Annotated in this window: 16 protein-coding genes; 2 read left to right on the forward strand and 14 right to left on the reverse strand. The window is 67.6% G+C overall.

The window, feature by feature from the left end:
* The 3 genes from WC493_RS17620 to WC493_RS17630 all read right to left on the reverse strand — a co-directional run.
* Window positions 1-317, reverse strand: a 317-nt coding sequence (locus tag WC493_RS17620; protein ID WP_373066943.1) for a hypothetical protein, incomplete at its 3' end; no start/stop codon positions are given.
* 4 nt (window positions 318-321) lie between these two features.
* The gene (locus WC493_RS17625; protein ID WP_373066944.1) at window positions 322-729 is read right to left on the reverse strand and encodes a hypothetical protein; all 408 of its coding nucleotides are present in this window, start codon (window positions 727-729) and stop codon (window positions 322-324) included.
* Window positions 730-734: 5 nt separating this feature from the next.
* Window positions 735-1,772 carry a hypothetical protein gene (locus tag WC493_RS17630; RefSeq protein WP_373066945.1) on the reverse strand — a complete coding sequence of 346 codons (1,038 nt, stop codon included), beginning with the start codon at window positions 1,770-1,772 and terminating at the stop codon, window positions 735-737.
* 51 nt (window positions 1,773-1,823) lie between these two features.
* Between WC493_RS17630 and WC493_RS17635 the strand changes: the two genes are divergently transcribed.
* Window positions 1,824-2,204: a hypothetical protein gene (locus WC493_RS17635; protein WP_373066947.1), complete on the forward strand. Its 381-nt coding sequence runs from the start codon at window positions 1,824-1,826 to the stop codon at window positions 2,202-2,204.
* 103 nt (window positions 2,205-2,307) lie between these two features.
* Here WC493_RS17635 and WC493_RS17640 read toward each other — a convergent pair whose 3' ends face one another.
* Genes WC493_RS17640 through WC493_RS17690 form a run of 11 tightly spaced genes read right to left on the reverse strand, consistent with a single transcriptional unit; the run spans window position 2,308 to window position 13,930 of the window.
* Window positions 2,308-4,926 carry a glycosyltransferase gene (locus WC493_RS17640; protein WP_373066948.1) on the reverse strand — a complete coding sequence of 873 codons (2,619 nt, stop codon included), beginning with the start codon at window positions 4,924-4,926 and terminating at the stop codon, window positions 2,308-2,310.
* A gap of 14 nt (window positions 4,927-4,940) precedes the next feature.
* Window positions 4,941-5,357 (reverse strand): hypothetical protein, encoded by a 417-nt coding sequence (locus WC493_RS17645; RefSeq protein ID WP_373066949.1) that lies wholly within the window; start codon window positions 5,355-5,357, stop codon window positions 4,941-4,943.
* 10 nt (window positions 5,358-5,367) lie between these two features.
* The gene (locus WC493_RS17650; protein ID WP_373066951.1) at window positions 5,368-5,691 is read right to left on the reverse strand and encodes a hypothetical protein; all 324 of its coding nucleotides are present in this window, start codon (window positions 5,689-5,691) and stop codon (window positions 5,368-5,370) included.
* A gap of 34 nt (window positions 5,692-5,725) precedes the next feature.
* Window positions 5,726-6,928 carry a hypothetical protein gene (locus tag WC493_RS17655; RefSeq protein WP_373066952.1) on the reverse strand — a complete coding sequence of 401 codons (1,203 nt, stop codon included), beginning with the start codon at window positions 6,926-6,928 and terminating at the stop codon, window positions 5,726-5,728.
* 56 nt (window positions 6,929-6,984) lie between these two features.
* On the reverse strand, window positions 6,985-7,884 hold the full coding sequence (locus WC493_RS17660; protein ID WP_373066953.1) for a hypothetical protein: 900 nt from the start codon (window positions 7,882-7,884) through the stop codon (window positions 6,985-6,987).
* Complete coding sequence (locus WC493_RS17665) at window positions 7,877-8,332, reverse strand: XkdF-like putative serine protease domain-containing protein (protein WP_373066954.1); 456 nt, start codon at window positions 8,330-8,332, stop codon at window positions 7,877-7,879. The genes WC493_RS17660 and WC493_RS17665 overlap by 8 nt, the downstream gene beginning before the upstream one ends.
* Before the next feature lie 59 nt (window positions 8,333-8,391).
* Window positions 8,392-9,483, reverse strand: coding sequence for a hypothetical protein (locus tag WC493_RS17670; protein WP_373066955.1), 1,092 nt, complete (start codon window positions 9,481-9,483; stop codon window positions 8,392-8,394).
* 3 nt (window positions 9,484-9,486) lie between these two features.
* The gene (locus WC493_RS17675) at window positions 9,487-11,379 is read right to left on the reverse strand and encodes a phage portal protein (RefSeq protein WP_373066956.1); all 1,893 of its coding nucleotides are present in this window, start codon (window positions 11,377-11,379) and stop codon (window positions 9,487-9,489) included.
* A 35-nt stretch (window positions 11,380-11,414) separates the two neighbouring features.
* On the reverse strand, window positions 11,415-12,917 hold the full coding sequence (locus WC493_RS17680) for a hypothetical protein (RefSeq protein WP_373066958.1): 1,503 nt from the start codon (window positions 12,915-12,917) through the stop codon (window positions 11,415-11,417).
* A 31-nt stretch (window positions 12,918-12,948) separates the two neighbouring features.
* A complete protein-coding gene (locus tag WC493_RS17685; protein WP_373066959.1) occupies window positions 12,949-13,245 on the reverse strand; it encodes a hypothetical protein in 297 nt (98 codons plus the stop codon).
* A 28-nt stretch (window positions 13,246-13,273) separates the two neighbouring features.
* A complete protein-coding gene (locus tag WC493_RS17690; protein WP_373066960.1) occupies window positions 13,274-13,930 on the reverse strand; it encodes a hypothetical protein in 657 nt (218 codons plus the stop codon).
* 190 nt (window positions 13,931-14,120) lie between these two features.
* Here WC493_RS17690 and WC493_RS17695 point away from each other — a divergent pair, with 190 nt between their 5' ends.
* Window positions 14,121-14,543, forward strand: a complete 423-nt coding sequence (locus tag WC493_RS17695) for a hypothetical protein (RefSeq protein WP_373066962.1) — start codon at window positions 14,121-14,123, stop codon at window positions 14,541-14,543.
* Window positions 14,544-14,692 lie beyond the last annotated feature (149 nt).

Here is a 14,692-nt window from a genome sequence, read left to right on the forward strand (position 1 = left end):
TGCCCGTCGGCACCTTTCCGGCCCCGCAACAGCCCGGCGAAGCCGGTTTTCCAGTTCGCCTTGACGCTCGTGATCGCCTTCCAGAGATCCGCCTTGTCGATCAGCGGCTTCGTGCTGCCCTTGACGTCGATCGTCAGCGGAGCGTTCGCCGGAGCGACTCCGCCCTTGATCGCCGTGCGCATTTCGCGGGCTACCAGCATGCCGTTCAGCGCCGTCGCCTTGCCGACTTCCCGCTCGAGCTTCTTGGTGAACGCGCCGGGCTTGAGCGCTGCGGACAGGTTGCGCCAGCTCTTGGACAGCTTCACGCCGGTCGGCATCGGATCACCCTTGCGTCGGGAGGTTCGCCCCCGGCCGTCGATCCGTGAAGTAGGCCCGGCGCATCGTCGCGCCGTGCCCGGGGTAGTGCCCGGCGTTGAACACGTGCGTGATCCACAAGCTCGTGACTTCACCTTCCACGGACGTGATCCGGTCCCCCCGCTTGGGAATGTACGACCGATCCGCCAGATCCTCTTGCAGCATCAGCAGGTACCCGGTGACCTTCTCGGCCGGGCCGATCTGATCGTACTCGGGCCCGCGGGGGTTGTAGCTGACCTGGGCGTCGATCCGCAGATCGGCTTGCCGCGCCACTTCCCGCACCGGCTCGCGAGCGTGCGGATCGAACACCGTCGCCGCATTGTCCTTGCGGGAGAGCACGATCTCGACCGGGTGGATCAGGTTCGGCAGCGGCATTCAGGTCACCAGTCGTTCGCCGGAGCGCCCATCGCCATCGGCGCACGGTACAGATCCAGCGCGTCGCGCACCTGCGGATCCTGCTGCAGCACGGCGAGGCTGCCCGATCGCCCGGAAGCGCCAAACGTGATCATGTGGCCGTCGGTCATTTCCGATCGCAGCGTGCCGCCCGCCGCCAGCCCCTTGCCGCCTGCACCGCGGGCGATCATCAGGTAGGCCAGCCGCACCACCGCCGTCTGCACTGCCAGCGGGGCCTGCTGCGTTTCGGCCTCGACGAAGCCCCACGCGCCGGTCAACACCTGCACCGCCCGGTGGCTGAACGATCCGCCGCCACCGCCGCCGCTGTAGATGTCCCGCGATCGCCCGGACGCGTACATGATCGACGGGTTGTGGCGCTGCGGGCCGGTGGATCCGATCACCCGCAAGCTCGTGGTGTCCGTGGTCCCCGGATCTTCGTTCAGCGTGGCCGCTGCCAGCCCGAACAGCGGTTCGGACAGGAAGAGCACGCGCGCTGACGTGCCGGGGATCGTCTTGCGTTCGTGCACCAGGTGCAGCCGCTGGCCGCAGTAGCGCTCGGCGATCGCCATGGCCTGCTGCAGCCCTTCGTGGATCTTGCGATCCGCGTAGCTGCTGCTCAGCCCGTAGTCCTTCACGTCCTGGATCGTCGCGATGCCGGCCCGTGCGATCGGCGTCACCGCCGACGTCACCGCTTCGTGGATCTGCGACACGTAGGCAGCGCTGTCGCCCTCGGCCTGCACGACTTCCCACAGCACGTGCACGCGAGCCATTGCCGTCGTCGGGATCCAGGCTGCGCCCGTCGCCGGATCGATCAGCGTGTAGACGCCCGTGCGGGCCTTGTACGGGGCGGCGGTTGCGGTCACCCAGCCACCGGCGGCTGGCAGCTTCTGCGTGCCCGGAAGGCCAGCTGACGCGTCCCAGACCTGGAAGCGCACGCTGTAGGCGTCGGTCAGCACGCCGTCCACCTGCGTGAACAGGGCCACAAGGTCGGTCGGCGGCGCGAGATCCTTGACCAGCGTGCTCATGGTCGCGATCCTACAGCAGCGATCCAGCCCTCGCCACTTTGGAGATCCCCGATGCCTCTGATCAACATGCTCACGCGCGGCAACTTCTCGCAGCACCGCAAGGTGACTGGTACGCCGGTTGTCGCGGACTCGACCGATCACGCGCTGATCGTCCGCGCGAACATCCTGCGGACCGACGGCGCGGCCGCGGTCAAGGGCTACGTGCGCTTCACTGGCGGGGTCGCGCCGACCGTCGATCTGATCCCGCTCTTGTACGACGCGGACACGAACACGTTCTGCGCCCTGACGAAGCTTTCCGGGCTGCTCGACGGCCAGGCCTTCGAGGTCAACGTCCACGAGGTTCCGGTGTACTTCCGGATCGACGCGGTGGCGAACGCCCCGACCGCGATCGAGATCCGCGTGGCTCCCGGCGAGCTGACCATGCACGCCTGATCGCGCAGCGTTCCCCCTCGCTGCCGTCCGAAGGCCCGATCCGGTCCCCCGCCGGGTCGGGCCTTTGTGTTTGCGGTAGACGATCGTCAAGCGGGATCGGGGATCAGCGGTGCGTCGGGCACGGGAAGATCCGCTGGTGCCGCACGGGGCCCGCGGACTGCACGGGCGGCGGCGGTGGGGCAGGCGTGCGGGCCGGAGTAAGCGTCTGCGCGTCACGCGCGGCAGTTGCGATCGCCGGCGCGGGCGCCACGACGTGCCTCACTTCCGGCGGCGCGAACGCGCGATCGCCGTGCCAGGCTGCGCCGCGCAGCAGTACCACCCGCTTGTGGTGGTTGTCGGGGCCCCATTCGTAGACGACTTCGCCCACGCTGAACGGCGGCTGCGACAGATCCAGCGCGCGCCAGCCGCCGACCTTCGTGTCGGTGTTCAGCGTCGGGCCGTAGGCGCAGTTCGTCACGAGGCAGAACTTGAACTTGGCGGTCTTCAGCCGATCCAGCCACCGCAGCACATCGGCGGTCGGCCAGTGCTGCAGGCAGTCCTTCACGATCAGCAGGTCGGCGTCCGGCGGCGTCCATTCCGTCAGATCGGCGCACTCGAACCGCAGATCCGGGAAGGCCTCGCGGTTGCGGCTGATCCGATCTTCGATGATGTCGACGCCGAGGTACGTGCAGCCCTTGGGCCACTTCACCGATCCGCCGATCTGCATGTCCCCGCAGGGCATGTCGACGACGGACTTGACCTTGTGCTTGCGGCAGAAGGCTTCCAGCCACGCGCGGTAGGGCGCGGTGAACTCGGGCAGGCTGCCCGGGCCGCTCGCGTCGCTGTACTGGCGGGTGAAGATCGCTTTGTGATCCGTAGACATGGCCGGCCTCTGCTCCTTTTGCGCGTCGAGGTGGTAGTGGTAGAGCACTTCGCCTTCCGCGCCGGCTCGAGCGGCGGTGCGGATGTGCGGGGCGATCGCCTCAACAAGCGCGGTGTCCTCCCCGTGGCGTACGTCCGGGAACGGCACGGACTTCGCGATGTCGGCGCGGATCGGCGTCAGGTGGCACGGTGTGCGCCACAGCACGCCGTCGCGGTGCACGGCGCCGTCGATCCCGATCGCATAGTCGAACAACTGCGGCGGGGCCCCGCCGTCGTCGCGTGTGCACACGCCGCGGAACACGATCGCGTCCACGCCCGGATTGCTGTCGATCGCGGTCAGGATCGCTTCCAGGTAGCGCGGGCTGGGCAGATCGTCGTCGTCGAACGTGCAGATGTACCGGCCCGACGCCTGCTGCAGCAGCCGGTTGCGCTTGTCGCAGACCGTTTCGTGCCGTTCGTCGATCGAGATCAGGATCTCGACTTCGCGGATCCGCGGCTGCGCCTGCAGGGCTGCCAGCAAGGCCGCCAGATCCGCCGATCGGGACTGCAACGACGCGATGCAGATCGACAGCTTGGCGCGCCGGGGAGCGAAGGCCAGCGCAGCCGCTCGGCGGTTGGTCGCCACGAAGTTCGGATCGTAGTGCAGGCCCGTCCCGCCATCGCACGGCGTGCACATCTTGCGGGCGATCACCCGGCGCGGCACGCCGCGCTGGGCCAGGTAGCCCGAGATCCACACGTCGTCGACGTTGCGGAACTCGGGTGGCGAATCCAACACATCCGATCCGAAGAACCCGCGGCGGTAGGCGGCCCCAGCGAATCCCTCGATCACGTCGCACAGGTGCGGCGGCTGCACGAACGTGTAGCCCTTGCCTTCCACGAGCGTGCCGGTGTTCCAGCCGGCGAACCCGCACGCCTCGTCTGGCGCAGCTTCGGCCACCGCGCACAGCTTGGCGAGGCAGCCCGGGTGGTAGATCACGTCGTCGTCGACCGTGACGATCAGATCGTCTTCCGCAAGCGCCGGATCGACGGCGGCCGACAGCTTGGTCAGCGGCCCCACATCGCGGGTCGGGATCAGCGTGCAGCCCGTGGGCAGATCCTCGCAACCTGGCCCGTGGTACAGGCGGATCTCGTCAGGCTTGCGGGTCTGCGCGTGCAGGCTGTCGATCGTCGGCTGAACCGTCCCGTTGCGTCCGGGGTGCGTGGTCAGGCAGACGATCGTCCGCGGCGCGAAGTGGATCCCGATGTCGGGCCGGTCGGCGCGGTTGGGCTGATCCAGGGGGCCGGGAACGGGATCCGCAGACACCGGCAGATCGTCGCACAGGTCACGCCGGATGTACGTCGCTTCGACGACTTGCGGACAGCCGGCGGTGACCTTGCCCCAGTTGTTGGCATGCAGGTGCACCAGCCAGTGCGTCTCCGCCATGTGGGCGATCTCGTCGAGGTGGTCCGGCACGTCGTGCCACTCGATCACCAGCTGCTTGATGTGGCTGCGGCGGTTGGCGTCCAGATCGGCCAGCCAGGCGTACTCCGCGCCTTCGATGTCCATCTTGACCAGGGCGTCCCGGCAGCGGGCCAGATCGCCGTGCCAGTTCGTGTGCGCGTCGATGTTGCGCTTGATCAGCTTCAGCCGATCGACGGGATGCGGCAGTCCAGCGATCGTCCCGTCGTACGCGGTGCAGCGAAGGCCGGGATGCCGGGCAAGGACGGCTTCTTCGAAAGACGTGTCGTTGGACACACCAGCCGACAGGAACACGTCGTATTCGCTCAGATCGCAAACGACGTAGCCGCCGTCGTTGTCCTTGCCCAGCCGGATCTTGCGGATCGGCGGATCGAAGATCCGCAGTGCTTCGCGGTAGTGCATACCGACCTCGAGGACTAGAGATCGGTCAGCGTCTCATAGGCGAAGCCGCCGGTGGCCTTCACGACGTAGAGGTGCGTCGCCGGCGGGCTGGCGCCGTCGGTGTAGCTGAACAGCTCGCCCACGCCCGGCGTGCGAGCGACCCAGCCGAGCGCCGTCGTGTACTCGGCGATCTGCCCCTGCAGGAACGTGGCCCACGAGGTGCCCGTGTAGGGCGCGGCAGCGCCGAGGATGTACTTGTCCCCGTCCTCCGGCGAAGCGGGCTGCGCGGTGACCGTCACCCCCAGCACGGGGGTCGCCGCCCGGGCCGTCTCGATGTCGGCCGGCAGCGAATCCAGGATCAAGGTCAGCAGCGCGGACGCCTGATCGAGGTTGACGCCGGTGCCGTCCAGCGAACGGCGGATGTTTTCCTTCTGGATCGCGGTCAAGGCCATCGTCGTCTCCCTAGCCCTTGCGGGGCTTCTTCCGCGCCTGCGACGGCGCTCGCGGTGTTTCGTCCTGATCCGCCGGCAGGGGTAGGGCCTGCACCGGCGGATCGGCTGGGGCGGCAAGCACCCGCAGCTGTACGCCGGCCAGCTGCAACGCAGCCAGTTCGCCGGCCGTGATCTCTCGGGTGTCGCCAGGCATCAGCCGCAGCGCCCCCCGCACCGACCGCGGGCACCCTTGCGGGAAGGCCTCGAAGTCGATCGGGTGCGGCGTCTGGATCTGGATCGTCGGCATCGCGAGGTCCTTCTGCGCGAAGGGCCGATGGCAGCGAACCGCCACCACCGGCCCCTCCCGGTTCATGCGCTCACGGCGCGGGCTAGACGCCCGTGCCGATGTTCTTGCCCAGCACGCAGGCGGTCAGCTCTTCGAGCTCGATCGCGACCTTCACGGTGATCGCGTACTGGTTCATCTGCCGGAAGATGTCGCGATCCTTCTCGATCTGGATGTCGCGGGCACCGATGCCGATGATGATGTTCTGCGGGTGGGTGAGGATCAGCTGCGGGTTGGCGACGTAGGTGATCTTGACCGTCGCGCCGTCGGAGATCGCGCCGCCGCCCTTCTTGTTGAAGGCGCCCGTCGCGTAGTTGATCTCGTAGTCCGTGTCCTTGATCAGCTTGGTGGTCGGCGTGTTGCCGAGGGTGGACAGCGTGACGACTTCGCTTCCGGACTCGATCGGGGCGAACAACAGGGTCTTGACGTCGGCGGCGTTCACCAGCGTCAGGTGCTGGGTGACGGGCGGCGTGTGCGGCATCAGCGGGACTTCGATCGGCGGGATACCGAACGGGCTGACGGCCAGGCCATTCAGGGCGGCGTCGCCGGCCGAGGTGGATCGCGTCGAGACGCGCTCGAGCCAGAGCTGCCAGAGGTCGGGCGACGCGAGCCAGCGCAGCATGCCGCGGTTGCGGCGGAACTTGGTCGGCATCTTGCGGATCATGCCGCTGAACACCGACGCGCCGATGTTGGCCCCGGCCGCGTCGTAGACGTTGGCGGCGCGGGCCTTCTTCAGCAGACCGTCCATCAGCGCCAGGTACGTGTCCTTGACGTAGCGGGTGTCGTCGCCCTCGTCGAACAGATCGCTTTCCAGCGTGGCCGGGCCCAGCGAGTCGCCGTTGACGCACAGCTCCTCGAGGTCGTTGGCGACCGCCTTGCCCATCATCTGGATCACGTGCTCTTCGACGTTGTCGCCTTCCACGTTGATGTCGCGGAAGTCGTCGCTGATCTCGAACGGCACCATGATCTTGCGGGGCTGCAGCTCGATCTTCGCCGTGGTCACGCCGCGGCGCAGCTTGGGATCCTTGGCCTCGCTCGCCGGGACCGCGTTGCGCCGGCCGACGCCGATCTTGTCGGCCTCCCACCGATCCTTGACGCGGATCACCCGGCCGAGGTTCTTCAGCACGGACTGATCCACCACGTAGTCCAGGAACTTGTCGGCCTGCTCCGGGTTGAGCCGGCCCGCCACCGCCAGCGCCTCGGTGGTGATCTGCGCCTTCGCGATCAACTCCGCATTGGTCATCGCCATCTTCGGTCTCCTCTCTCACGTGGTGGGCTCGCGCCCGACAGGGTTCCGTCTCTCGGTCAGATCGTGCCGGCCCAGATGTTCTTCTTCACCGGATCCGGCTGGGCGTCGCCGCCCGCGGACTTCGACACGCCGGTGCGCTCGAGCGCTTCGATCCGCTTGGTGACCTCGGCCACTTCCGCCTTGGCGGCGTCGGCGTCGGCCTTCGCGGCAGCCGCGGCAGCGTTGGCCGCCGTGGTGGCGTCGATCGCCTTCTGCAGATCCACCCGCAGCTGATCCGCCGCGGGATCCGCGGGCGGATCGCGCTTCTCGACGGGGGCGGTTTCGGCGGCGGCAGCTTCGGCCTCGTCGGTCGACAGCGCCTTGGCGACGTCGGCCGGCGCCACTTCGGACAGCACCTCGTGGATCGCGGCCAGGCCGTCGGCCAGCTTCTGCACGCGGGCCTTGGTGAACTTCTTCATGCCCACGGGCTTCTCGCCGTCCGCGGACTTCTCGACCTTCATGGCCTCGCGGGCCTTCTGGATCGTGTCCAGCGTCTTGGCGGTCGCCGCCACGCCGTCGGCCGACTTCGCCACGTTCATCGCGGCGGCGTTGCGGCACAGATCCCACATGAGATCCTGGATCGCCCACATGCGCTCGCGGCAGGCGTCGGAGTCCATGCCGTTGGACAGATCGGCCACGAGCTTCTGCAGCCCGGCGGTGATCGCCGTGACCGTCTCGTCGATCAGCGCCTGATGCACCGGCATCGGCACGCCGCCACCGGTCTCCGCGCCGCCCTCGGCCTTCGCGGTCACGACGGGCGTACCGTCGGCGGGGGCGCCTTCGGCGTCCTTCTGCACGGGCTCGACGACGGTTTCGTTGCGCTTGGTCACGATGAACTCCTCAACGATCGCGGGGTTGTCGACAAGCGAGATCTCCTTGCCCTTCAGATCCCGCAGATGGTTCTTCGCTTCAGGCATCGGCGGTCTCGCTCACCGGGATCCGAACACCGGTGCCACCGATGCTGAACCCTCGGATCTCGCCCCGCTTTACGGCGGCCCAAGTTTCGTCGTCAAGAACTTTGACGGTGACGATCCATGTCCCCTTGACGACGGACCTCCCGTTCAGCTCGAAGTCGATCGGCGCGATCCAGGACTCGACCAGGGCCAGCGGCCGGGTCTTGTCCTTGTGCATGTAGGCGATCTGCGTCGCTTCGTTGTACTCGATCAGGAATGCGTGGGCGGTCTTCTGGATCTCGTCGGACGTGATCACGTCGCCCTGGGCGTCGGCCACGTCGGGGATCAGGACGGGGCCGGTCACCAGGCGTTGATCGCCCGCTTCCTCGGCCTTGAAGATCGGGACGACGCAGGCCTTGCGGATGTCCACCGCGCCCGCCCCCTCGCCGCCCTGCTGTGTCGCCAGATCCATGCGTCCCTCGTTCGGTCACAGCGTAGGCTGCGGATCCGAACGGGATCAACTTTCGCCGATCAAGCCTCTTCTTCGCCGCCTTCAAGTTCGGCGTCCTCGGAGACATCGATCGTCCCGCGGCAGAGATAGTGGTAGGGCGGGAGACACACGCCCGCGGCAGCGAGAGCCGCGCTGTCGGCGTCGCTGACGTGCCCGGGCCCGGCGGTCAACTCGCCCAGTTCCTTCGCGCTGAGCCAGGGCGCCACCGCCTTCACGGCGTCCTTGCTGTCGGCGGCCAACAGATCGTCCAACTGCTTGCCGGCCTGCTGCACGGTGAAGATCTTGCCGTCCAGCAACGAACAGCGGGTGCACGTGCGTTCGTCGCCGACCTCGCGGACCTCGAATCGCGTCACGCGAATCTGCCGCATCGCCGTGACGCTGCCGGCCACGCGCGCCGTCGTCATGGCGTTCGACGCCAGCCCTTCCCAGTAGACCGTGCTGCTGCCCTGCCAGCCCGCCGGCACTTCGTACACGTTCGGGCGGAACGGCTTGTCCGCGTCCAGATCCAGCTCGCGGCGCAGCACCGTCGCCAACTCGCCGGCCAGATCGGATCCGCTCTGGCCCGATTCGATCGTCGTCTGCGCCACCTGGGCGACGCGGGCCTGCAACGTGTCGTCCCAGTAGTCCCCCACCCAGTGCAGCTGCAGCCGGCTGACCGCTTCGATCGCGTCGTCGTCCACCACGTCGAAGGCTGGCCGGACGCTGACGACCTTGCTGCCCTTGGCCGCCTTGGCGACGTTGGGGATCTCCGGGCGGTCCACCGGATCCAGCGGCGCGGACTTCCCGCGGGCCCGGCGCCAGGCCATTTCTTTCGCCGCGCGGTAGATCGGATCCACCGCGGCGGGGATCGCGGCCTTTGATCCGGCCAGCATGATCCTGGTGTAGATCGGCCCGACAGCTTCGGCGATCGCCTGCCCCGATTCCGCGCCTGAAGCCATCGCCACGGCCCGCGCGATCGCCGCTTCGCTTGCCGCGGCGTGGGTGGCGATCAAGGCGTCGCGCAGATCTAACTCGAGATCCAGGATCTCGATCAGCTCAGGCACGCCGGCTGCCTTGGCGATCGCGGCCATGGCGCCCGCGTACTCCAGCGCTTTGTCCAGGGCTTCGCCCATCGGCTACTCCCCGTCGCCGTCGTCGTGGGTCGCCAGCGCGCCGGCCATTTCCGGCACCATGCGGGCGAGCTCGCCCCGGGCCCGATCGCCGATCTTGAACAGCCGGGCCACGAGATCGTCCTCGTTCTTGGTCACGTCGGCTGGGTTGGCGGCGGGCATGACCGGCGCCACCTGGTTGTTGATCTCGCTGCCGCCGGCCATGTTCTTGATCCGCTCGGCGACCTGGATGCTGAACGGCACGTCGGGATCGAAGCCGTGCAGATCCTTGCTGATCTCCGGCGCGTCGGCAGCGCTCGGGAACACGTCGACCACGATCCGGCGAGCGATCCGCGGCGTGATGCCGCCGGTGCGTTCGGCCGAGGCCAGCATCGCCACGAGATCCTTGTTGTCGGTCACGTTCGGCGTGCGGCTGACGTACCGCCAGAACTGGAAGCCGAGATCGGCCAGCACCGTCGAGTTGAACTCGCGATCGAACTCGTCGCGTTCCGGCGCGAACACCTGCTCGTCGGTCAGCCGGCGGACTTCTTCGGCGGCGGCCCGGTTGATCTCCTTCATGCCGCCCAAGAACAGCGACGGGATCCGGAACGTCTTGCGGATCTCCGATCCTGTGAACTCGGTGTAGTTCACGAACAGCGCGTCGGTGTGCTGGTTGGCGGTCAGCGGCTTGACCTCGATCACCGTCTGCGCCGATTCGTCGCTTTCCAGGCCCGACTCGCCCTCGAGGATCAGGAAGGTGGAGAAGTTCTGCGTGCCTTGGATGTGCGTCTCGGTGAACTGCTTGACCCGAGAGATCGATCCTTCGGTCAGGCGGCCCTTGCTGGCCGTGATCACCATGGACGGGATGTTGTTGTTGGTCAGGGTGGTGTAGTTGATCTCCTGCGCCGATCGGTTGCCGAGCACGTGCAGGAGCGCCGAGATCCACCGCACGATCCCGTAGGGCGATCGCGAGCTGTAGCGGCGGAAGTACAGCACCTCGTTGGCCTTGAACTCGTCGGGCATCGGGTTGCCCTTGCCGTCGAAGTTCGCCGCCTTGTCGGCCGGCACCACGTCGCCTGTGCGCTTGTCGATCACGCGCGGATCGCCGAACGACCTGAACCACACGCGCCAGGGGGAAAGCGTCGGCACCGCCTGCGCGGTGTCGCCGCTGTCGGCTTGCGTCGGCGTGTCGTCGTGCAGCCCCGAATAGCGCACCCGCGCGCCGTCGATCAGCTTGGCCTGCACGTACTGCCGCAGTCGGCGGTAGGCGTAGCGGTCGACGTACTCCCAGGTGCCGTCCGGCTTGCGCCGCAGCTGCTTGACCGTGACGCGGGTGTGATCGGGATCCTCGCGGCCGAGGCGCATTTCCCGGCTGGGCAGGTGCTGCAGGTGCAGGATCCGGCCCTTCGTGTCGCGGATCACCTCGACCAACGCGTAGCCGATCGATTCCCGATCGGTGCGGATCTTCTTGCGCAGCGCGGTCACGTCGTCGGTGTCCCCGGCGACGTCGAGAAAGTTCTGCAGATCCGCATGTTCGGCGGCCATCGCGGCCTTGATCGCGTCGCTCTCGGCCTTGTTGTCGGTCAGGTTCACCAGGGGCTGCAGCACGTAGCCGAAGCCGTCGACGTTGGTCACCATGGCGTCGATCGCGGCGGCCAGATCCGGCGACAGTTCGATCAGCCCGGCGAGCGTGGCGGGATCGTGCGGCGGCATGACGATCTTGGTTTCGATGCCCTGCCACGGATCGCTGGACAGCGCCTTGCTGCCCTCTCGGGGGGCGTCCTTGCGCGCCTTCTTGACCGGGGCCGTGGGGGCGGTGGAGTACAGGCCAGGCTCGGCGCGGTGTTTGAGGATCCGCACGGTGGCGCCGGTGCGCTGGGCGAGGGACTGATCCAGGGCTTCGGAAGTCGGCGTGCTCATGGGCGCATCCTACTGTGCGGATCGCGATCCGCCTATCAGATCAGGCCTGGCTCCTCACGGGGCACTCGGTTGCGGACGCGCGTCCCCCGGACCCCATGATCCATGGCGTCGAAGAGATCATCAGGTTCGGCGGGCATCTTCACCAGCACTTCGATCAGGCGCATGACGTGCGGGTTGCGGACGAAGAACATGCGCTTGTCCTGGAACTTCGGCTGCAGCTTCCAGGCGCGCACTCGCTTGTCCGTCTCCGTCTGGATCCGAACGATCGGGAGATCCGGGCGCTTGCGCTTGACCTCCTGGAACTGCCCGTCCTGGTAGGCGTTGACCTCGATCGCGCACCGCTCGACTTCCACTTCCGCTGTTTCCGGATCCGCACCGTCGCCGCCGCAGCACCAGCGGATGATCTTGTCCCGCTGCAGGTGGAACTTCAGGCGGCCCTCGAAGGCGTTCGTGAAGTAGTAGTAGTCCCGCTTCGAGTCCCAGGCGAACTCGACCATCGCGAAGTAGTGCGCCCGCTGCTTCTCGCTGATCGCGAGATCCACGCCGATGAACCTGGGCAAATCGGCCGGCACTTCCGACGCGTCGATCAGCTGGCAGTCGTCGAGATCGAAGATCTCGCCGCGCATGCCCTCGGCATCGCATTGGTATTGAGTATCGAAGAGGATCGTGCCCATGCGGGTACGCAGCTTCAGCAGCTTCTCGACGGGCCACTTCTCCGGCCACTGCGATCGCCAGCCGTCGGCCGCGTTGCCGATCAAGGCCGGGATGATCAGCGTGCGCCCGCCGGCCATTTCGGACTTCAGCAGGTGGCCGTAGAGATCGTCCGGGTGGTAGCGGGTGCCGCGCACCGACAGCAGGCCATTGGGCTCGAGCGTCGGCATCAGCGTCTTGTAGAAGAACGTGTGCGTCTTGCTGCGGACCGTCGGGGTCGCCGCGTTCTTTTCGTCTACGAGATCGTCGCACAGGATCACGTCGTAGTGCTTGCTGACGACGGCGCCTTCGATGCCGACTGCGGTGACGCTGTGCTCCTTGGTGACGCGCTTCTTGGGAGCGATGTTGAAGCCGCCGTCGTCCCACTGGTTGGACACCCAGTTGCCGAACACCTCGACGAAGGCGGGCAGCTCGATCAGCCCCTTCATCTCCTTGAGCATGTCCGACGCGTTCTCTCCCGACCGGGACGCCACGAGGATCCGCAGATCGTGATCCTGGCACAACAGCCCGATCGCATAGACGATCGTGCTCAGGGTCGACTTTCCGGCCCCTCGAAAGGCCAGCTGCATGTTGGCGTCGGGGTAGCGGGCCTGGTGCTGCAGCATCCGCAGGTGGTGCGGTGCCATCAGCAGCCCGAAGATCTCGGTGGCGAGGATGTCGAAGCGGCCCTGTTCGACGATCAGCCGGCGCAGCAGATCACGCCGCTGGCGATCGGCTTCTTCCAGGGCGGCGAGCAATTGCTGGCGGATCGGGCTGGTAGCGGGGGCGGACGGCGAAGGGGCGCCAGCTACGCTGCCACGGTTGCGGCTGCGTGCCGGCGCCCCCATGCGTGTCTCCGATCGGATCGCGGGCCGCGGATCAGCCCCAGACCTCGTAGTGCAGCACGTCCGACGCGGCGTTCAGGTTGCCCTGGGTGCCGATGCTGAAGCCGTCGGCCAGGGGGATGATGCCGCCCGACGTGCGCAGGTTCATCGTCCCGCCCTTGTCCTCCCAGGCGGTGTCGTCGCCCAGGGTGTCCTGCCACACGTGCACGGATCCGTCGGTGACGTTGACGATGCGGACGGCCGACGGCTTGAAGCCGCACTTGTCGCCCTTGACCTCGAGGAGGGCGCCCGTCCCAATGACGACGCCGGTGATGTGCATGGTGCTCGACATGATTGCGGGATCTCCTGTGGAAGCGTGGTCAACGGGCGGTCGGGGCGATCGCCTTGCGCCGAACAACGGTCGGCCGGTACGGGGCCGATCCTGCTACAGCCGGCGCGGGCGGCGCAACAACTGCCCGATCTTGCCCTCTTGACGGCGGCAGGGGTGGCGGTGGCCGGGGCGGATCGGTCGGGGCGATCTCGGCGTCCATGACGCGATCCCGATCGGCCATGGTCAGCGCGGGCTGCCGCACCGGTTCGGGCGTGATGTCGAGGATCGTCTTGCCGCCGTGGTACGTCGACAGATCCTGCAGTTCGCGCAGCCGCCGGACCACGAGCTCTTGTAGGGCCGCGTCGTCCATGGTGCCGACAAGAACCGTGTGTTCCTGCGGACGTTTGGAGATCTGCCCCAAGTCCTGCCCGCGGGCGATCGTGCGGTCGAGGATGTCGTGCTTGGCGCGGATCGCGGCGACCGCAGCCGCCGGGTTCGGGGTTTCGCCCATGGCCTTGTTGTACACGTCGTCCAAGGCCTTCATGTGCGATCGGGATCGCAGCGTGTAGTCCGCGAACCAATCCGGCGATCGCATGTTCGCCTGGCGGGTCTGTTCGCCGGCCAGCAACGCGGCGTGCACTTCGGCCGCCCGGCCCGACGGCCAGCGGTTGTCCGCGTCGATCTCGTCTGCCAGCTTGCCCTGCACGATCGCCACGTGGACGGTGGCGAGATCGGAGGGTCTGATCGGATCCCCTACCTTCATGTGGGCAGGATACCGGCGGATCCGCGCGGCGTCCACGTGCAAGCTTGGGCGGAAGTACGCAATATCTATTGACAGTCGCGGCGGGTCGAGTATCGTTCGGATCGCACGTTGACCAACACCACAGGAGGATCCCATGGCTCAGGCAGCACGGAAGGCGAAGATCTCCCCCGACGTCCGATCGATCCACGTCGACCCGGCGCAGTTCAAGGGTGCGCAGCTGCGGTTCGAAGGACGCGTCGCCGAAGCGATCCGCATCGTCGTCCACGAGGGCGGGCTGGACATTTCGTTTCCATCGGGCGGGGGGCCGGCGCCGGAGCTACCGCCGCAGCGATCGCGCGGAGGGCGGCGGGATCGGTCGGTGCAGGATCCGCGGCTGCCGGCCGTCGGTACGACGGTCGAAGGCCACTACAAGGGCGAGGCCTTCAAGGCGAAGATCCTCGACGGCGGCCGGGTCCGGATGAACGGGGCGATCTACGCCACGCTGTCCGCGGCGGCCAAGGCCGCCCGCGGTGGCAAGCCGACGTCGGGCTTCGTCTTCTTCAAGGTCAAGGGCTGATCCTGCCCTTCACGTACCACGCGCCGGCCACCAGGGCTGCGCCGGTCAGGATCCCGCCGACGTACCAGACCGCCGGGCGATCGTGCCACGCGGGGGCAGGCGGCTTGGGCTGCGGCGGCTGCGGAAGATCCAGCAAGCGCCCGCGATCG

This window comes from Zavarzinia sp., from assembly GCF_041650655.1.
In the GTDB taxonomy this organism is placed as follows: domain Bacteria; phylum Pseudomonadota; class Alphaproteobacteria; order Zavarziniales; family Zavarziniaceae; genus Zavarzinia.